We start from the raw sequence: 18712 nt of genomic DNA on the forward strand, positions 1-18712 counted from the left end.
CATCCGGCCCCGGCGACCAGCCCGCGGCGCTCACCCCTCCACCCCTCGCGCCCGCATCCGGCCCCGGCGACCAGCCCGCGGCGCTCACCCCTCCACCCCTCGCGCTCCCACCCCGCGACCGCCAGGATGACGTCATGACCCCCGCCGATGCCGTGAACAGCGAGCCGCACGCACACGTCGACGCCGCTCCCGAGCCGGCGGTCGACGGGACACCGCCCTCCGCCGCAGGCGAGAGCAACACCTCCTCCGCGAGAACAGGCGTCCCCCACACGGCCACCGCGCCCGAGCGAGACGAGTCCGCGCCCCTCACCGACCGCACCCACCGCGTCGCCGTGCCGGAGGGGACTCTGCACGTCGGGGAGTGGCATCCGCATGCCGAGGGCACGCCGTGGCTGCTCGTGCACGGGGTCACCGCGTCGCACCTCGCGTGGTCGTGGGTCGCCCGCGAGACGGAGGCGCGGCTCATCGCCCCCGACCTGCCGGGCCGGGGCCGCAGCACGGCGCCCGGACGGCGCACCGGTCTGGCGCAGCACGCCGACGACCTGGTCGCGGTCCTCGACGCGGCGGGGGTCGACCGCGCGATCGCCGTCGGACATTCGATGGGGGCGTTCATCACCGCCGTGCTGGCCGATCGGCATCCGGATCGTGTCGAGCGCGTCGTGCTCGTCGACGGCGGACTGCCGCTCGATCTGCCCGAGGGCATGGATCCGCGCGACGCGGTCCGGCACGTGCTGGGCCCGACGGCCGCTCGGCTCGACATGCGCTTCGGCAGCACCGCGGCGTACCGCGACTTCTGGCGCGCGCACCCGGCGTTCGTCGGCCGCGATGACCCCCTGCTCGACGCGTATTTCGCCTACGACCTGGTCGGTGAGGAGCCGGAGCTGCGTCCCGCGACGCTCTTCTCCACCGTCGAGGCCGACTCGATCGACCAGAACACGGGCGCGGCGATCGCGACCGCTCTCGAACGGATGCCACGGCCCACCCGGCTCCTGGCGGCCGAACGGGGTCTGCGCGGGGAGGTGCCGCCGCTGTATCCCGATCTCTCGGCGATCGAAAGGGCGCATCCGCGCCTGCGCTCGGCAATGCGCGTCGCGGGCGCGGACCACTACTCGATCGTCATGTCCCCCGAGGGGGCCCGTGCGGTCGTGCGAGAGGTACGGCGCGGCGACGGACGGTAGCCCGACACGAGAAAGGCCGCCCCGCCGAAGCGGGAGCGGCCTTCCTCGAACAGGAGCCTCAGGCGGCGTCGCCCACGAGCACGGCGGCGCCTTCGTCCGCGGCATCCGCGTGGCTGTGGTCCACGTGCGCGAGCAGGCGACGACCGGCCAGGATGCACACGGCCGAGATCGCGACCGACACCGCGGCCATCACGTACGGCACGCCGGCGCCGTAGGCGTGCCAGAGCAGCGCCGCGAGCGGGGGAGCGACGGCACCGCCGAGGAAGCGCACCGCCGAGTAGGCCGACGACGCGACCGAGCGCGGCAGGTCGGTGGCCTCCATGACCGCCTCGGTCAGGGCGGTGTTCACGACGCCCAGCACCAGGCCGCCCACGATGATGCACACGACGAGCGCTGCGGCCGACGACACGATGAACGCCGCGACGAGAAGGTCGAGCGCCAGCAGGGGCAGGGCGATCAGCAGCACGGTCGTCAGGCGCAGCCGGCGCAGGAGGATCGGAGCGACCCACACGCTCGTGATGGCGAGCCCGACGCCCCAGCCGAAGAACGTCAGACCGATGCCCATCGCCCCGAACCCGAGGGGGAAGGGCGAGAACGCCAACAGTGTGAAGAAGCCGATGTTGTAGAACAGCGCGGTCGCCGCGAGGATCGCGAGCGCCGGGCGGCCGAGGGCCTTGAAGGGCGCGCTGAAGGGGAGCGGGTTGCGCGCGGACGCGGGTCCGCGCAGCAGCACGAGCACCGCGACGAACGCGATCGCCATGAGCGCCACGACGCCGAAGAACGGCCCGCGCCAGCTCACCTCGCCCAGGATGCCGCCGAGCAGCGGTCCCACGGCGATGCCGAGGCCCAGGGCCGCCTCGTACAGGATGATGGCCGCGGAGCTTCCGCCCGAGGCCGCGCCGACGATGGTGGCCAGGGCCGTGGAGATGAAGAGGGCGTTGCCCAGCCCCCACCCGGCGCGGAAGCCGATCACGGCATCGACGCTGCCGCTGATCGCGCACAGGAACGAGAACACCACGATGAGGCCGAGGCCCACCAGCAGCGTCGCCTTGGCGCCGATGCGGCTCGAGATCCAGCTCGTGACGAGCATCGCGAGGCCCGTCACCACGAGGTAGCTCGTGAAAAGCAGCTCGGTCTCGACCGGCGTCGCCTTCAGCGATTCGGCGATGGCGGGGAGGATCGGGTCGACCAGACCGATCCCCATGAACGCCACGACGCACGCGAACGCGACCGCCCACACTTGGGCGGGCTGTTTCCAGACACTGGGTGCTGATGCGGTACCGGTGCTCACCGGACGGCCTCCTTCTGCTTGTTCGGGGAAGTTCTGCGTGGTGCGGATGCGGATCCGGATGCCGTGGACACGGCCTCAACCGCTGCCGTCGGCGCATCCGCCGCCTCGGGCGTGCCCGGCGCGGTGGACGCTCCCGGGCGCAGGGGCGCCATGCCGACGCGCGACGACAGGGCCGACGCGGCGACGCCGACCGCCTGCCACTCGTCGTCCGACAGGTCGGCGACGTGCGGAGAGAGCGCGGCGCGGAACTGCTCGTACCACCGCTCCAGCGCCTCGAGGCCCTGATCGGTCGCGGCGACGACGCTCACGCGCGAGTCGCCGGGATGGGCGGCGCGCGCGACGAGTCCGGCGGCATCCATCTGGTGGACCAGTCGCGTCATGCCGGGCTGGCTGACGCGACTCAGCGTCGCGAGATCGCCCAGACGCTGGGGGCCGTGATCGCGCAGCAGCGTCAGGGTGCGCCACTGCGCGGCGGGAGCGTCGTTCTGCGTGTCGATCGCCGCGATGCGCGTCAGGGCGTGCACCGCGAGCAGGAGTCTCTGCAGGTCGTCGTCGCGGGTCATGGGGATAAGTATACCCCTGTTATATATCTAGGGTATCTATCGGGCGGGGAAGTGCTCAGCCGCGCCGAGATCTGCGAGATCCTCGAGCTCGATGAGGCGCTCCCGGCGTGATCGTGATGCCCTACCGCGCCGCGATCCGCGAGATCTGAGAGATCCTCGAGGTCCGCGAGGCGCTCCCGTTGGGGCCGGGATGCCCTACCGCGCCGCGATCCGCGTCGACAGCTGGTGCGCGTGCGCAAGGAGGATGCGTCCGAGTTCCGCGAGGCGCTCGCCGCCGAAGCGGAACTCGACGCCCGTCAGGCTCAACGCCCACTGCGGGTCGCCCTCGCGCGTGAACACCGCGGCCCCCACTCCCCAGCTGCCCTCGACGATCAGCCCCGGATTGACCGCGTACCCGCGACCCTGGGTGTCGGCGATGCGTGCGCGCAGACGCGCGGGGGAGTGCGACGACCCCCACCTCTCGACGAGCTCCGGATGCCGCTCGAGATACGCGTCCACATCCTGGGGCGGCAGGAAGGCGAGGATCGCGAGCCCCGCCGAGGCCACCCCGAGCGGGAAGCGCACGCCCTCCGACAGCACGAACGAGCGGATCGGGAAGCTCCCGTCCTCGCGCACGAGGCACACCGTCTCGTCGCCGCGCCGCACGGAGAGGAACGCACTCTCCTCCGTGCGCACGGCGAGCGAGCGCACGATGTCGCGGGCCGTGGCGGTGATGTCGAACCGGGATGCCGCGACGCTCCCCATCAGATATAGCTCCGGTCCCGGCAGCCAATGCCCCGTCGCTTCGTCGCGGTCGACGAGTCCCTCGGCGCGCAGGGCGCTGAGCAGGCGGTGCGCGGTCGGGCGCGTGAGGCGGGCGTCGAGCGCGAGGTCGCCGACGGCGGCGCCCCCGTCTCCCGCGGCCGTGACAAGGCGGAGCAGGTGCGCCGCGCGGGCGATGGCCTGCGCTCCCGGGACGCCGCCGGAGGCCGCGGGGGAGGACTGTCGCGGGTCAGAGGGGGCGGGAGGGGGCGTGCGCGTGTCCACCATGTGGACGCTACGCCCGGTGGCATCCACATGACAAGACGCGGCTCGCGCCCGGACGCACCCGGGACGCACGGTGGGAGGACGCTGTTACGAAGGAGTCCGCGTGATCGACAAGACCTGGCCCTCGCCCGCCGAGGCCGTCGCCGACATCCCCGACGGAGCCTCGCTCGCCGTCGGCGGGTTCGGCCTCTCGGGCAACCCCATCGCCCTCATCGAGGCGCTGCTCGCCCAGGGCACGCGCGACCTCTCCGTGGTCTCGAACAACTGCGGCGTCGACGACTGGGGGCTCGGAATCCTGCTGGGAGCGCACCGCATCCGCAAGATGACCTCGTCGTACGTCGGCGAGAACAAGGAGTTCGAGCGGCAGTTCCTCTCCGGCGAGCTCGAACTGGAACTCACTCCGCAGGGGACCCTCGCCGAGAAGCTCCGTGCCGGAGGATCGGGGATCGCCGCCTTCTACACGCAGACGGGCGTCGGCACGCAGGTCGCCGAGGGCGGACTTCCCCGCCGGTACGACGGCGCGGGGGGAGTGGCCGTGGCCTCTCCGGCGAAGGACGTGCGCACCTTCGACGTGCACGGGCAGCCGCGCGAGTTCGTGCTCGAGGAGGCCATCACCACCGACTTCTCGCTCGTCCACGCGTGGAAGGGCGACCGCCACGGCAACCTCGTCTTCCGCAAGGCGGCGCGCAGCTTCAACCCGCTCGCCGCGATGGCCGGTCGGACCTGCATCGTGCAGGTCGAGCACCTCGTCGAGCCGGGGCAGATCGATCCGGATGCCGTTCACCTCCCTGGCGTGTACGTCCACCGCATCGTCGAGGTGGGCCCCGACATCACCAAGCGCATCGAGAAGCGCACGGTGCGCGAGCAGGTGACGGACCCGAGCACGACCACGGGCCCGGCGCGCACCGCCGCGACCGAGAAGGAGAACTGACATGGCCCGCTCCCGTACCGAGATGGCGGCGCGCGCCGCTCAGGAACTCACCGACGGCGCCTACGTGAACCTCGGCATCGGCCTCCCCACGCTCGTGCCGAACCACGTCCCCGAGGGCGTCACCGTCGTGCTGCAGTCCGAGAACGGCATCCTGGGCGTGGGTCCGTACCCCACCGACGACGCCGTGGATCCCGACCTCATCAACGCCGGCAAAGAGACCGTGACGACCCTGCCGGGGGCGGCATTCTTCGACTCCGCCCTGAGCTTCGGCATGATCCGCGGCGGCAAGATCGACGCCGCCATCCTCGGGGCCATGCAGGTGTCGGCATCCGGAGACCTGGCCAACTGGATGATCCCCGGGAAGATGGTCAAGGGTCCCGGCGGTGCGATGGACCTCGTGCACGGAGCCGCGAGCGTCATCGTGCTCATGGAGCACGTCGCCAAGGACGGCTCGCCGAAGATCGTCGACGCCTGCTCCCTCCCGCTGACCGGGAAGGGGGTCGTCGACCGCATCATCACCGACCTCGCCGTCATCGATGTGACGGAGGATGGACTGGTGCTCGTCGAGACCGCCCCCGGGGTGAGCGTCGACGAGGTGCGCGAGGCCACCGAGCCCCCGCTGACGGTCCGACTCACCGAGGAGCAGAACGCATGACCACCGAGAACGACATCGTCATCGTCGCCGCCGCGCGCACGCCGCAGGGCCGGCTCAAGGGGCAGCTCGCTCCGCTCACCGCCGTGCAGCTGGGCGCCGCGGCCATCCGCGGGGCGCTCGAGCGCGGCGGCATCCCCGCCGACCGCGTCGACGCGGTGCTCGTCGGCCAGGTGCTGCAGGCGGGAGCCGGTCAGAACGCCGCCCGTCAGGCCGCGATCGAGGCCGGCATCGGCTGGGACGTGCACGCCGCGACCATCAACAAGGTGTGCCTGTCCGGGCTCACCGCCGTGATCGACGCGTCACGCATGCTGCGCGCCGGCGACGCCACCGTCGTCGTCGCGGCCGGCATGGAGTCGATGACCCGCGCTCCGCACCTGCTGATGAACTCGCGCGAGGGCTACGCCTACGGCTCTGTCGAGGTGCTCGACCACATGGCCTACGACGGCCTGACCGACGCCTACGACCGCGAGAGCATGGGCGCGTCCACCGAACGCGCGAACGCCCGGTACGAGGTCACGCGCCAGGATCAGGATGCCGTCTCGGCCCGCTCCCACCAGCGCGCCGCCGCCGCGCAGGCCGCCGGGGTGTTCGACGCCGAGATCGTGCCGGTGGCCATCCCGCAGCGCAAGGGCGACCCCGTCGTCGTCCGCGCCGACGAGGGAATCCGCGCCGACACGACGGTCGAGACCCTCGCGAAGCTGCGCCCCGCCTTCGCGGAGGGCGGGTCGATCACCGCGGGCAACGCCTCGCAGATCTCCGACGGAGCCTCCGCGGTCGTCGTCACCACCCGCGCGGTCGCCGACGAGAACGGCTGGGACGTGCTCGCCGTCGTCGGGGCGTCCGGCCAGGTCGCCGGCCCCGACAACTCCCTGCACGCCCAGCCCGCGCGGGCGATCGAGAAAGCCCTGCAGAAGCAGGGGATCGCGGCATCCGATCTCGATCTCGTCGAGATCAACGAGGCGTTCGGCGCGGTCGTGGCCCGGTCGCAGGCCGAACTCGGCCTCTCCGACGAGGTAGTCAACCCGCACGGCGGGGGCATCGCGATCGGACACCCCATCGGCGCCTCGGGCAACCGCCTCGTCGTGCACGCCGTGCACGAACTCGTCCGCCGCGGCGGCGGGACGGCGGCGGTCGCCCTCTGCGGCGGCGGCGGTCAGGGCGACGCGCTCATCCTCACGCGCTGACGCGCGCCGGCAGGCGGGCCGGTGCGGGCGGTGCGGCGGCGGGTCCGTGCGGGCGGTGCGGCGGTAGGCCGGTGCGGGCGGGGTGGGGTGCACAACTCCGGAGATTCGGTCTCGCCGGGTCCCGGCTTCCGCGGAATTCCGGGGTTGGGCCGTGCCGTGCTGCCGGTTCTTCCGGAGTTGTGCACGCTGTGCGGCGGTGACGGCGGCGGCGGGCCGGTGCGGGTTGGCCGGTCCGGCGGCAGGCAGGTGCGGGCGGGGTGGGGTGCACAACTCCGGAGATTCGGTCTCGCCGGGTTCCGGCTTCCGCGGGATTCCGGGGTTGGGCGGTGGCGTGCTGCCGGTTCTTCCGGAGTTGTGCACGCTGTGCGGCGGTGGAGTGCTGCCCATTTTTCCTGAGTTGTGCACGCCGCCCGCCGGCCCCCACCCGACCGCCGCACCCGCCGACACGTGTCGGCACCCCCACGAAGACGACGGATGCCACGACCGTCCGGCCGTGGCATCCGTCAAGATCTGCAGGTCAGCGCGCGAGGCGCTTCTTGAACAGCTTCTCCTGCTTCTTCGAGATGGGGGAGTCGCCCGCGATGACGCGGCCGCGGCGCGCGCGGCGGGTGTCGACGACGGCGCCGATCGCGAGAGCGAGCGTGATGCCCCAGCTCAGCCACGCGAGCGCCGTGCGCCACGTGAACGGCTCGTCGTTCTTGAGGCCGCGCAGGAGCGTGACGCCACCGGTGATGGCGCTGAGGAGACCGGTTCCGAAGATGTACTGCCGCATGCGCCCAACCTATCGAGGAGCGGGGGCGGATGCCGCTGCTTGACAGCGCGCCCCACCCCGCCGATAAACAGTTTCGGGCCGAGACACGCGGCAAGCCGCCGTGTCTCGGCACGCGCGGCGTTTATCGAGGGATGGATCTGCGCGGGACGTCTATCCCCCGTGCGGGTGGATCACCCGCTGTTAGCCTGAGGACGATCCCCGAGGAGGACCTGTGACCCAGGCCGATTTCGTCGTCGTCGCCAACCGGCTGCCCGTCGACCGCACCCCCGACGGTGAGGGCTGGCGACGCTCGCCCGGCGGTCTCGTCACCGCCCTCGAACCCGTGATGCGACGCGCCGAGGGGGCGTGGGTGGGCTGGGCCGGCCAGGCCGACACCACCGTCGAGCCCTTCGAGTTCGACGGCACGCACCTCGTTCCGGTCACGCTGTCGGGCTCCGACGTGGAGCTCTACTACGAGGGCTTCTCGAACGACACCATCTGGCCGCTGTACCACGATGTGATCGCCGCGCCGACGTACAAGCGCGCCTGGTGGGACGCGTACGTCAAGGTCAACCGGCGCTTCGCCGAGGCCGCGGCCGAGGTCGCCGCCGACGGTGGCATCGTGTGGGTGCAGGACTACCAGCTGCAGCTCGTGCCGAAGATGCTGCGCGAGCTGCGCCCCGACCTCACGATCGGGTACTTCCACCACATCCCGTTCCCCGCGTACGGGCTCTACGCGCAGCTGCCGTGGCGCAAGCAGGTGCTCGAGGGGCTCCTCGGCGCCGACGTCATCGGGTTCCAGCGCGTCGCCGACGCCGGCAACTTCGCCCGCGCCGTGCGCCGACAGCTGCGCTACGAGACCAAGGCCAGCGGCATCCTGGTCCCCGAGGGCGAGACGACGCGCGTGGCCCTCGCCAAGGCGTTCCCGATCTCGATCGACGCGGAATCGTACATCGAGCTCGCGCAGAAGCCCGAGATCCAGCAGCGCGCGAAGGAGATCCGCGAGGGCCTCGGCAATCCCCGCAAGATCCTGCTCGGCGTCGACCGGCTCGACTACACCAAGGGGATCCGTCACCGCCTGAAGGCCTGGGGTGAGCTGCTCGAAGACGGCCGTGCCACGGTCGAGGACGCCACCCTCGTGCAGGTCGCGAGCCCCAGCCGCGAACGCGTGGAGGCGTACGTGCAGCTGCGCGACGAGATCGAGATGACCGTCGGCCGCATCAACGGCGACCACGACACCACGACCCACACCGCGATCCGCTACCTGCACCAGTCGTACCCGCGCGAGGAGATGGTGGCCCTCTTCCTGGCCGCCGACATCATGCTCGTCACGGCGCTCCGCGACGGGATGAACCTCGTCGCGAAGGAGTACGTGGCCAGCCGCGTCGACAACCGCGGAGTTCTGCTGCTGAGCGAGTTCGCCGGAGCCGCCGACGAGATGGGCAGTGCGCTGCTGATCAACCCGCACGACATCGACGGCATGAAGGATGCCATCGTCCGCGCCCTCGAGATGCCCGCCGCCGAGCAGGGTCGCCGCATGCGGGCGCTGCGCAAGCGCGTGCGCGACCACGACGTCGAGGACTGGTCGGCGGACTTCCTCGAGGCCTTGTCGGTGTTCCACGAGAAGGCCTCCACCGCGGCGGCCGCCGCCGAGGTGACCCGTGACGACGACGGTTCCACCCCCGAGCGCGAGCCGATCGACGACACGGATGCCGGATGAGCCGCGCCCACGCGACGGTTGTCGCCGGCGCAGAACAAAGGATGCCGCATGACCGCCGCTGACGCCGCCGTCGAGGCCGTCGCCACCACCGCGACGCTGCTGATCGCGCTCGATTTCGACGGCACGCTCTCGCCGCTCGTCGACGAGCCGATGTCGGCACGCATGACCCCCGGCGCGCGCGCCGCGCTCGAGGAACTCGCCGCTCTCCCCGCGACGACGGTCGCTCTGGTGTCGGGACGCACGCTCGCCGACCTGCGCGTCATCGCCGAGCACGACGACGCCTCGCCGTGGTGGCTCATGGGTTCGCACGGCGCCGAGTCGTGGGAGCCGGGTTCCGGCGCCGCGGAATCCGACGACGACGCCGACGACCGCGCCCTGCGCGATCGCCTCACGACCGAGATCCGCGACGCCGTCGCCGCCCTGCCGGGCGTCCGCGTGGAACCGAAGCAGTTCGGCCTCGGCCTGCACACGCGCACGGCGGATGCCGAGACCGCGCGCGCCGCGCGGGCGGCGACCGACGAGATCCTCGCCGCCGAGGCTCCCTCGTGGCGACGCCGCACCGGCCACGACATCCTCGAGTTCTCGTTCCGTCACGAGGGCAAGGACTCCGCCGTCGCGCACCTGCGCGAGCGTCTCGGGGCGAGCGCGGTGCTCTTCGCCGGCGACGACGTGACCGACGAGGACGCCCTGCGGTCGCTGCGGCCGGGTGATCTCGGCGTGCGCGTCGGCGGCGGCGACACGGCCGCGACGCTGCGCGTCGCCGACATCGACGCGTTCGTGGCGGTGCTGGAGCAGATCGCACGGCTGCGTCGCGCTCACACGCGCTGAGCCGAGGTCGCGCCGCCCGCGCGCAGGGGCGGGTTCGTGCGGCCGGGCCGCCGGCGCGCGGGGCAGGTCCCTCCGGCGGGGGCCGGTCCGTCCGGCGGCGCCGCCGGCGCGTGGGGACACGGCCGTCCGGTGCGTCTATGAATCCTCCGTTCGCCGCCCGTTCGGCATCGCTCGCGTGCGGCTCGCAATAGACTTCGAGAATGCCCGCACCGCAGAATCCGAACACCGGCGAATTCGACATCAAGCCCCGCAGTCGGGTCGTCACCGATGGCATCGAAGCCACGACGTCGCGCGGAATGCTCCGCGCGGTCGGCATGGGTGACGAGGACTGGGACAAGCCCCAGATCGGCATCGCGTCGAGCTGGAACGAGATCACCCCCTGCAACCTCAGCCTCGACCGCCTCGCGCAGGGCGCGAAAGAGGGCGTGCACGCCGGCGGCGGATACCCGCTGCAGTTCGGCACCATCTCCGTCTCCGACGGCATCTCGATGGGCCACGAGGGAATGCACTTCTCGCTCGTCTCGCGCGAGGTCATCGCCGACAGCGTCGAGACGGTCATGATGGCCGAGCGCCTCGACGGCTCCGTGCTGCTCGCCGGCTGCGACAAGTCGATCCCGGGCATGCTCATGGCATCCGCTCGTCTCGACCTGTCGAGCGTCTTCCTGTACGCGGGCTCGATCGCCCCGGGCTGGGTCAAGCTCAGCGACGGCACCGAGAAGGACGTCACGATCATCGACTCGTTCGAGGCCGTGGGCGCGTGCCTCGCGGGCAAGATGAGCGAAGCCGACCTCAAGCGCATCGAGTGCGCGATCGCGCCCGGCGAGGGTGCGTGCGGTGGCATGTACACGGCCAACACCATGGCGTCCGTCGCCGAGGCGCTCGGCCTGAGCCTCCCCGGATCGGCCGCCCCACCTTCGGCCGACCGCCGCCGCGACTACTTCGCCCACCGCTCGGGCGAGGCCGTCGTCAACCTGCTGCGTCAGGGCATCACGACGCGCGACATCCTGACCAAGGAGGCGTTCGAGAACGCCATCGCCCTCGCCATGGCGCTCGGTGGCTCGACCAACGTCGTCCTCCACCTGCTCGCGATCGCGAACGAAGCAGAGGTCGAGCTGAACCTGCACGACTTCAACCGCATCGGCGACCGCACCCCGCACGTCGCCGACATGAAGCCCTTCGGCCAGTACGTCATGAACGACGTCGACCGCCACGGCGGCATCCCGGTCATCATGAAGGCGATGCTCGACGAGGGGCTCCTGCACGGCGACGCGCTGACCGTCACGGGCAAGACCCTCGCCGAGAACTTGGCCGACCTGAACCCCGACCCCGTCGACGGCAAGGTCATTCACTCGTTCGACGACCCGATCCACGCGACCGGCGGCATCACGATCCTGCACGGCTCGATGGCGCCCGAGGGCGCTGTCGTGAAGTCGGCCGGCTTCGACGGCAACGTGTTCGAGGGTCCCGCCCGCGTCTTCGAGCGCGAGCGCGGCGCGATGGACGCCCTCGAGGCGGGCGAGATCGCCGCCGGCGACGTCGTCGTCATCCGCTACGAGGGCCCGAAGGGCGGCCCCGGCATGCGCGAGATGCTCGCGATCACCGCCGCCATCAAGGGCGCGGGGCTCGGAAAAGATGTACTACTGTTGACGGACGGACGATTCTCAGGCGGCACAACCGGCCTGTGCATCGGCCACATAGCTCCCGAAGCGGTGGACGCAGGTCCCATCGCCTTCGTGCGCGATGGTGATCTGATACGGGTCGATATCGCCGCTCGCACTCTCGACTTGATCGTCGATGAGGCCGAGCTGAGTTCCCGCCGTGACGGTTGGGAACCGCTTCCCCCGCGCTATACCCGTGGCGTTCTGGCCAAGTACTCCAAGCTCGTGCACTCCGCCGCGGAGGGCGCGGTCACGGGCTGACGGCCATCCCCTTCTCACCTTCTCCCGGTTCTCGAGGTACTCCCATGTCCATCGATTCCCCTACGGCGGCCGTGCCCCGGCCGCCCGCCCGCACCGCTCCGGCGCCCGTGATGTCGGGGGCGCAGGCGGTCGTCCGCTCGCTCGACCTGCTCGGCGTCACCGACGTGTTCGGTCTTCCGGGCGGGGCGATCATGCCCGTCTACGACCCGCTCATGGACGACGAGCACGTCCGTCACATCCTCGTTCGTCACGAGCAGGGCGCCGGCCACGCCGCCGAGGGCTACGCGGCCGCCTCCGGCAAGGTCGGCGTCGCGATCGCGACCTCGGGTCCCGGAGCGACCAACCTCGTCACCGCGATCGCCGACGCCTACATGGACTCGGTGCCCCTGGTGTGCATCACCGGTCAGGTGTTCTCGACCCTCATGGGCACGGACGCCTTCCAGGAGGCCGACATTGTCGGCATCACGATGCCGATCACCAAGCACTCGTTCCTGGTCAAGACGGCCGAGGAGATCCCCGGCGCGATCGCCGCGGCCTTCGAGATCGCCTCGACCGGCCGCCCGGGTCCCGTTCTGGTCGACATCACGAAGGACGCGCAGCAGGCCGAGGCGCCCTTCGTCTGGCCGCCCAAGATCGACCTCCCCGGCTACCGCCCGGTGACCAAGGCGCACGGCAAGCAGATCCAGGCCGCGGCCCAGCTGCTCGCCACCGCGCAGAAGCCCGTGCTCTACGTCGGCGGCGGGGCGATCCGCGCCAACGCGTCGGCCGAGCTCAAGGTGCTCGCCGAGGCGACCGGCGCCCCCGTGGTGACCACGCTGATGGCGCGCGGCGCGTTCCCCGACTCGCACGAGCAGCACCTCGGCATGCCCGGCATGCACGGGACGGTCCCCGCCGTGCTCGCGCTGCAGGAGAGCGACCTGATCGTCTCTCTCGGTGCGCGCTTCGACGACCGCGTCACGGGCAAGGCCTCGCTGTTCGCCCCGAACGCGCAGGTGGTGCACGTCGACATCGACCCCGCCGAGATCTCCAAGATCCGCACGGCCGACGTGCCGATCGTGGGCGACCTCAAAGAGGTGCTCGTCGACCTGGATGCCGCGTTCCGGGCCGCCGACGCCGAGCACCCGCACGACTACACCGAGTGGTGGACCTACCTGAACGGCCTCCGCGAGGAGTTCCCGCTCGGTTACACCCCGACCTCGGACGGTCTGCTCTCGCCCCAGTACGTCATCCAGCGCATCGGCGAGCTGACCGGTCCCGAGGGCGTGTACGCCTCCGGCGTCGGCCAGCACCAGATGTGGGCCGCGCAGTTCATCAAGTACGAGCGCCCCAACGCGTGGCTCAACTCCGGCGGCGCCGGCACGATGGGCTACGCCGTGCCCGCGGCGATGGGCGCCAAGGTGGCCCAGCCCGAGCGCGCGGTCTGGGCGATCGACGGCGACGGCTGCTTCCAGATGACCAACCAGGAGCTCGCGACCTGCGTCATCAACGACATCCCGATCAAGGTCGCGATCATCAACAACTCCTCGCTGGGCATGGTGCGCCAGTGGCAGACGCTGTTCTTCGACGGCCGCCACTCCAACACCGACCTGAACACGGGACACGGCACGCGTCGCATCCCCGACTTCGTCAAGCTCGCCGAGGCCTACGGATGCCTCGCGATCCGCGTCGAGAAAGAAGACGAGATCGACGCCGCGATCCAGCTCGCGCTCGACACCAACGACCGTCCCGTCGTGATCGACTTCGTCGTGAGCGCCGACGCCATGGTGTGGCCGATGGTCCCGCAGGGCGTCAGCAACAGCTACGTCCAGTACGCGCGCGATCACTCGCCCGCCTTCGCCGAGCAGGAGGACTGAGATGTCTCGTCACGTTCTGAGCCTCCTCGTCGAGGACAAGCCGGGTCTGCTGACCCGTGTCGCCGGTCTCTTCGCCCGTCGCGGGTTCAACATCGAATCCCTCGCGGTCGGCGTGACCGAGGTGCCCGGTCTGTCGCGCATCACGGTCGTCGTCGACGTCGAGGGCCTGCCGCTCGAGCAGGTCACGAAGCAGCTGAACAAGCTGATCAACGTGATCAAGATCGTCGAGCTCGACCCCGCGGCATCCGTTCAGCGCGAGCACGTCCTCGTGAAGGTGCGCGCCGACAACGCCACCCGCTCCAACGTGCTCGAGGTCGTGAACCTCTTCCGCGCCTCGGTCGTCGACTACGCACCCGATGCGATCGTGATCGAGATCACGGGCGACTCCGGCAAGGTCGGCGCGTTCCTCAAGGCCATCGAGCCGTTCGGCGTGAAGGAGCTCGCGCAGTCGGGCCTCCTCGCGGTCGGTCGCGGTGGCAAGAGCATCACCGAGCGCGTCCTGCGCGGCTGAGACCCCCTACTTCCACTCACCAGCGGCCCCTGTGCGGGGCCACGATTCAAGGAGAAACATCCTCATGGCAGAGATCTTCTACGACGACGACGCCGACCTCTCGATCATCCAGGGCAAGAAGGTCGCGATCGTCGGCTACGGCTCGCAGGGTCACGCCCACGCGCAGAACCTGCGCGACTCGGGTGTCGAGGTCGTCATCGCCCTCAAGGACGGCTCGAAGTCGACCGCGAAGGCCCAGGAAGACGGCTTCGAGGTCAAGAACGTCTCCGACGCGGCCGAGTGGGCCGACGTCATCATGATCCTGGCGCCCGACCAGCACCAGCGCTCGATCTTCGCCGACTCGATCAAGGACAAGCTCACCGCGGGCAAGACCCTCGCCTTCGCGCACGGCTTCAACATCCGCTTCGGCTACATCGACGCCCCCGAGGGCGTCGACGTCATCCTCGTCGCCCCGAAGGCCCCCGGCCACACCGTGCGTCGCGAGTACGTCGCCGGCCGCGGCATCCCCGACATCATCGCCGTCGAGCGCGACGCCTCGGGCTCGGCCTGGGACACCGCCCTGTCGTACGCCAAGGCCATCGGCGGCACCCGCGCCGGCGTCATCAAGACGACCTTCACCGAAGAGACCGAGACCGACCTCTTCGGCGAGCAGGCCGTGCTCTGCGGTGGCATGAGCCACCTCGTCCAGTACGGCTTCGAGACGCTGACCGAGGCGGGCTACCAGCCGCAGATCGCCTACTTCGAGGTTCTGCACGAGCTCAAGCTCATCGTCGACCTCATGTGGGAGGGCGGCATCGCCAAGCAGCGCTGGTCGATCTCCGACACCGCCGAGTACGGCGACTACGTCTCCGGACCCCGCGTGATCTCGCCCGACGTCAAGGAGAACATGAAGGCCGTTCTCGCCGACATCCAGTCGGGCGCGTTCGCCGAGCGCTTCATCGCCGACCAGGACAAGGGCGCCCCCGAGTTCCTCGCGCTCCGCGAGAAGGAGCAGGGTCACCCCATCGAGGCGACCGGCAAGGAGCTCCGCGGCCTCTTCGCCTGGAAGCAGCAGGACAGCGACTACGTCGAAGGCTCGGCCGCTCGCTGAGTTCTCGTGCGAACGCCCCGTGGTCGCGGCCACGGGGCGTTCGCCGTTCCGGGGCGGGTGATCCGGATGCCGCGAGCCGCGCGTCCGGTGGCATCCACCGTGGGGAGCTCGGGGCGGATGCCGCGGGCCTGACGCGCATGACCTCCCCGCACCGGCGGGGCGCGACCCGGCCGCGGGGGAGCGCCGCTACCGTGGAGCCGTGAGCACTCCGCGCGATGACGACGCCCTGTCCTGGGACGGTGACGACGATCCCACGCTCGATGTCGGCGAGACGCACGCCCCGCGGCGCACGGGGCGTGTCGAGACGCCGGCCGAGGCCGAACCCCTCGAGCCCCTGCATCCGGGGCCGTCCGCGGCGGCGCCGGTGACGCGGCATCCGGAGACCCCGGTCGCTGAGCCGGTGGTCGGTGCGAAGGCCGTCGATGCGAAGGCCGTCGATGGGACGACCGTCGACGCACCGGTCGACGACGCGGAAGCGGATGCCGTGGCCGCGGCGCCCCTCGGCAACGTCGGCCTCGTGGGGATCGGCATGGTCGCGGCGACCTTCCTGCTCTTCGCGATCGGGTGGCTGCTCGCCGGGCTGCGCCTGAACGGACTCGGCCTGCCCATCTCGTCGGTCACGGTGATCGCCCTGACGATCGGCGCGGCGCTGGCACCCCTCGTCTGGTTCGTGGCGGTGCTCGCCCTGACCCGCAGCTGGCGCACCTGGCAGCGTTTCCTGCTGCTCATCGTGGGCATCGTGCTGCTCGTCCCCTGGCCGTTCCTCTCGCTGGGAGCCTTCGCATGAGCACTCCCGCCCGCACCCGTCACCTTCCCACGTGGCTCCTCGTCACGATCACGGGGCTGTTCGGCCTGTTCTACGCGTACGTCGTGTGGAGCGCGGTCGCGCTGCTCATCCAGCAGGTCGGCGGGCCCCTGGGGCTCAACGGGCTCGGATGGTTCGTCTACATCCTGCCGATCGTGTTCCCCCTCATCGCCTTCGGCATCGCCTTCGCGATCGGCCAGCGCCGCCGCGCGGGGGAGCTCGCGGTCGTGCTGCTCGCGGGGCTCACGCTCTCGGCCGCGTTCTGGCTCGCGATCGTCGGCTACGGCACGACCTCGTACGGCCTCTACGGGGGCTGAAAGCGCGAGGTTCGGCATCCGGCCCCGGGTGGGCCGTGTCGCGGAGGCGTCGCGCGTCCGGGGGAGTCGCCGCGAGACTGCATCGGGCAGACATCTCGGCTGCGGGCTGCCGCCGACGTGTCGGTGGGACGCCGTCTCGCGCGCCCGGACGGCGGCTGTACGGCCCGCACGGGGGCTGAACGCGCGAGGTTCGGCATCCGGTTCCCGGTGGGCCGTCCCGAGCCCGAGACGCCGTGCGTCACACGGTCGGGCGGGCATTCGGGGCCGCGCTAGGCTGGCAGACGGCCCGCACGGGTCGCGCGCCCGGTTCGCGCCGGCGGTGCGCGCCGGTGCGCGCCGGTCCCCAGCACCGTTTCGAAGGACGCATCCGTGACGAAGCCCGTCGTGCTCATCGCCGAAGAACTCTCTCCCGCCACGATCGACGCGCTCGGCCCCGATTTCGACGTGCGCAACGTCGACGGGACCGACCGCCCCGCGCTGCTCTCGGCCCTGGCCGACGCGCACGCGGTGCTCGTGCGCTCGGCCACCCAGATCGACGCCGAGGCCCTCGCCGCGGCCCCGTCGCTGAAGGTCGTCGCCCGCGCGGGCGTCGGTCTCGACAACGTCGACATCAAGTCGGCCACCGCGGCCGGAGTGATGGTGGTCAACGCCCCGACCTCCAACATCATCTCGGCCGCCGAGCTCACCGTCGGTCACGTGCTCAGCCTGGCGCGCCGCATCCCGGCCGCCCACGCCTCGCTCGCACAGGGCCTGTGGAAGCGCAGCTCGTTCACCGGCACCGAACTGTTCGAGAAGACGATCGGCATCATCGGCCTCGGCCGCATCGGCGCCCTCATCGCCGCCCGCCTGCAGGGCTTCGACATGCGCGTCATCGCGTACGACCCCTACGTCACGGCCGCGCGCGCCCAGCAGCTCGGCGTGCAGCTCGTCTCGCTCGACGAACTGCTCGAGCAGAGCGACTTCGTCACGATCCACATGCCGAAGACGCCCGAGACGACCGGCATGATCGGCGCCGAGCAGCTGCGCCGCATGAAGAAGAGCGCGTACGTCATCAACGTGGCCCGCGGTGGGCTCATCGACGAGGAGGCGCTCTTCGAGGCCCTCACGAACGGTGAGATCGCCGGAGCCGGTCTCGACGTGTTCTCGACCGAGCCGCCGGCCGAGGGCGGCCCCGCGCGCAAGCTCCTCGACCTGCCGAACGTCGTCGTCACCCCGCACCTGGGGGCCAGCACCGAAGAGGCGCAGGAGAAGGCGGGCGTCTCGGTCGCGCGCAGCGTCAAGCTCGCCCTCGAGGGCGACCTCGTCCCGGATGCCGTGAACGTCGCGGGCGGCGCGATCGACCCGTTCGTGCGCCCCGGTATCGCCCTCGTCGAGATGCTCGGCCAGTTCTTCAGCGGTCTCGCCGACAGCGCCCTCACCAGCCTCGACATCGAGGTGCGCGGAGAGCTCGCGCAGTACGACGTCAGCGTCTACCGCCTCGCCGCGCTCAAGGGGTACTTCAGCCGCATCGTCAGTGAGAGCGTCTCGTACGTCAACGCCCCGCTGTTCGCCGAGCAGCGCGGGGTCGAGGCGCGCCTCGTCGTCGAGGCCGAGAGCCCGCTGTACCGCAACATCACGATCCTGCGCGGAACGCTCGCCGACGGCTCCACCCTGACGGTCGCGGGCACGCTCGCCGGAACCCGCATGGTGCCCAAGGTCGTCGCGATCAACGGGTACGACATCGAGGTGCCGATCGAGCAGCACCACATCGTCATGCGCTACGCCGACCGCCCCGGCATCGTCGCGATCTACGGCCAGAAGCTCGGCGAGGCCGGCATCAACATCGCCGGTCTCCAGGTGGCGGCCCAGGATGCCACCGGCCGCGCCCTCTCGGTGCTCACGGTCGACTCGCCGGTTCCCGACGAGATCCTCGGCGCGATGCGCGAGGCCGTCGGCGCCGACCTGTTCCGGCAGATCGAGATCGTCGAGGGCTGAGTCCCGGACGCGTCACGGGGGAGGGGGTCGCTGCGGCGGCCCCCTTCGTCGTCACGTCGCCGCGGGCGGGGTGCAGGCATCGCCGGCGGGGGTGAGAGGTCCCCGGTGTCGGGGTG

Annotated in this window: 17 protein-coding genes; 13 read left to right on the plus strand and 4 right to left on the minus strand. The window is 71.2% G+C overall.

Features of this window, described 5'->3' with window-relative positions; all coding sequences use genetic code 11:
• Nucleotides 1-134: 134 nt before the first annotated feature.
• A complete protein-coding gene (locus FB047_RS01005; protein ID WP_136585390.1) occupies nucleotides 135-1178 on the plus strand; it encodes an alpha/beta fold hydrolase in 1044 nt (347 codons plus the stop codon).
• A 58-nt stretch (nucleotides 1179-1236) separates the two neighbouring features.
• On the opposite strand, the gene FB047_RS01010 is transcribed toward FB047_RS01005, so the two are convergent.
• The 3 genes from FB047_RS01010 to FB047_RS01020 form a co-directional block, all read right to left on the minus strand.
• Complete coding sequence (locus FB047_RS01010) at nucleotides 1237-2469, minus strand: MFS transporter (protein ID WP_136585391.1); 1233 nt, start codon at nucleotides 2467-2469, stop codon at nucleotides 1237-1239.
• Complete coding sequence (locus FB047_RS01015) at nucleotides 2466-3032, minus strand: MarR family winged helix-turn-helix transcriptional regulator (protein WP_136585392.1); 567 nt, start codon at nucleotides 3030-3032, stop codon at nucleotides 2466-2468. Before FB047_RS01015 ends, FB047_RS01010 begins: the two co-directional genes overlap by 4 nt.
• 195 nt (nucleotides 3033-3227) lie before the next feature.
• Complete coding sequence (locus FB047_RS01020; protein ID WP_136585393.1) at nucleotides 3228-4061, minus strand: IclR family transcriptional regulator; 834 nt, start codon at nucleotides 4059-4061, stop codon at nucleotides 3228-3230.
• Between the two features lie 100 nt (nucleotides 4062-4161).
• Here FB047_RS01020 and FB047_RS01025 point away from each other — a divergent pair, with 100 nt between their 5' ends.
• From FB047_RS01025 to FB047_RS01035, 3 genes are read left to right on the plus strand one after another with little or no spacing between them, the layout of a single operon-like run.
• Nucleotides 4162-4989 carry a CoA transferase subunit A gene (locus FB047_RS01025; protein ID WP_136585394.1) on the plus strand — a complete coding sequence of 276 codons (828 nt, stop codon included), beginning with the start codon at nucleotides 4162-4164 and terminating at the stop codon, nucleotides 4987-4989.
• A 1-nt stretch (nucleotide 4990) separates the two neighbouring features.
• Nucleotides 4991-5644 carry a CoA transferase subunit B gene (locus FB047_RS01030; protein ID WP_205822549.1) on the plus strand — a complete coding sequence of 218 codons (654 nt, stop codon included), beginning with the start codon at nucleotides 4991-4993 and terminating at the stop codon, nucleotides 5642-5644.
• Nucleotides 5641-6828: an acetyl-CoA C-acetyltransferase gene (locus tag FB047_RS01035; protein WP_136585395.1), complete on the plus strand. Its 1188-nt coding sequence runs from the start codon at nucleotides 5641-5643 to the stop codon at nucleotides 6826-6828. Before FB047_RS01030 ends, FB047_RS01035 begins: the two co-directional genes overlap by 4 nt.
• A 517-nt stretch (nucleotides 6829-7345) precedes the next feature.
• Here FB047_RS01035 and FB047_RS01040 read toward each other — a convergent pair.
• Complete coding sequence (locus FB047_RS01040; protein ID WP_136585396.1) at nucleotides 7346-7600, minus strand: protein BatD; 255 nt, start codon at nucleotides 7598-7600, stop codon at nucleotides 7346-7348.
• Nucleotides 7601-7811: 211 nt separating this feature from the next.
• Here FB047_RS01040 and otsA point away from each other — a divergent pair, with 211 nt between their 5' ends.
• The 9 genes from otsA (at nucleotide 7812) to serA (ending at nucleotide 18596) form a co-directional block, all read left to right on the plus strand.
• Complete coding sequence (otsA, locus tag FB047_RS01045) at nucleotides 7812-9299, plus strand: alpha,alpha-trehalose-phosphate synthase (UDP-forming) (protein ID WP_240752431.1); 1488 nt, start codon at nucleotides 7812-7814, stop codon at nucleotides 9297-9299.
• A gap of 48 nt (nucleotides 9300-9347) precedes the next feature.
• Nucleotides 9348-10127: a trehalose-phosphatase gene (gene otsB, locus FB047_RS01050; RefSeq protein WP_136585397.1), complete on the plus strand. Its 780-nt coding sequence runs from the start codon at nucleotides 9348-9350 to the stop codon at nucleotides 10125-10127.
• Nucleotides 10128-10327: 200 nt separating this feature from the next.
• Nucleotides 10328-12046: a dihydroxy-acid dehydratase gene (ilvD, locus tag FB047_RS01055; RefSeq protein ID WP_136585398.1), complete on the plus strand. Its 1719-nt coding sequence runs from the start codon at nucleotides 10328-10330 to the stop codon at nucleotides 12044-12046.
• Between the two features lie 44 nt (nucleotides 12047-12090).
• Nucleotides 12091-13899: an acetolactate synthase large subunit gene (locus FB047_RS01060; RefSeq protein WP_136585399.1), complete on the plus strand. Its 1809-nt coding sequence runs from the start codon at nucleotides 12091-12093 to the stop codon at nucleotides 13897-13899.
• 1 nt (nucleotide 13900) lies between these two features.
• Nucleotides 13901-14410: an acetolactate synthase small subunit gene (gene ilvN / locus FB047_RS01065; protein WP_058625275.1), complete on the plus strand. Its 510-nt coding sequence runs from the start codon at nucleotides 13901-13903 to the stop codon at nucleotides 14408-14410.
• A gap of 64 nt (nucleotides 14411-14474) precedes the next feature.
• Nucleotides 14475-15500 (plus strand): ketol-acid reductoisomerase, encoded by a 1026-nt coding sequence (gene ilvC / locus FB047_RS01070; RefSeq protein ID WP_136585400.1) that lies wholly within the window; start codon nucleotides 14475-14477, stop codon nucleotides 15498-15500.
• A gap of 199 nt (nucleotides 15501-15699) precedes the next feature.
• On the plus strand, nucleotides 15700-16287 hold the full coding sequence (locus tag FB047_RS01075) for a DNA polymerase III subunit gamma/tau (RefSeq protein WP_136585401.1): 588 nt from the start codon (nucleotides 15700-15702) through the stop codon (nucleotides 16285-16287).
• Nucleotides 16284-16622 carry a bacitracin resistance protein gene (locus tag FB047_RS01080; protein ID WP_136585402.1) on the plus strand — a complete coding sequence of 113 codons (339 nt, stop codon included), beginning with the start codon at nucleotides 16284-16286 and terminating at the stop codon, nucleotides 16620-16622. The genes FB047_RS01075 and FB047_RS01080 overlap by 4 nt, the downstream gene beginning before the upstream one ends.
• 369 nt (nucleotides 16623-16991) lie before the next feature.
• On the plus strand, nucleotides 16992-18596 hold the full coding sequence (gene serA / locus FB047_RS01085; RefSeq protein WP_136585403.1) for a phosphoglycerate dehydrogenase: 1605 nt from the start codon (nucleotides 16992-16994) through the stop codon (nucleotides 18594-18596).
• The last annotated feature ends 116 nt before the right edge of the window (nucleotides 18597-18712 follow it).

Source organism: Microbacterium hydrothermale, assembly GCF_004854025.1.
In the GTDB taxonomy this organism is placed as follows: Bacteria; Actinomycetota; Actinomycetes; order Actinomycetales; family Microbacteriaceae; genus Microbacterium; species Microbacterium hydrothermale.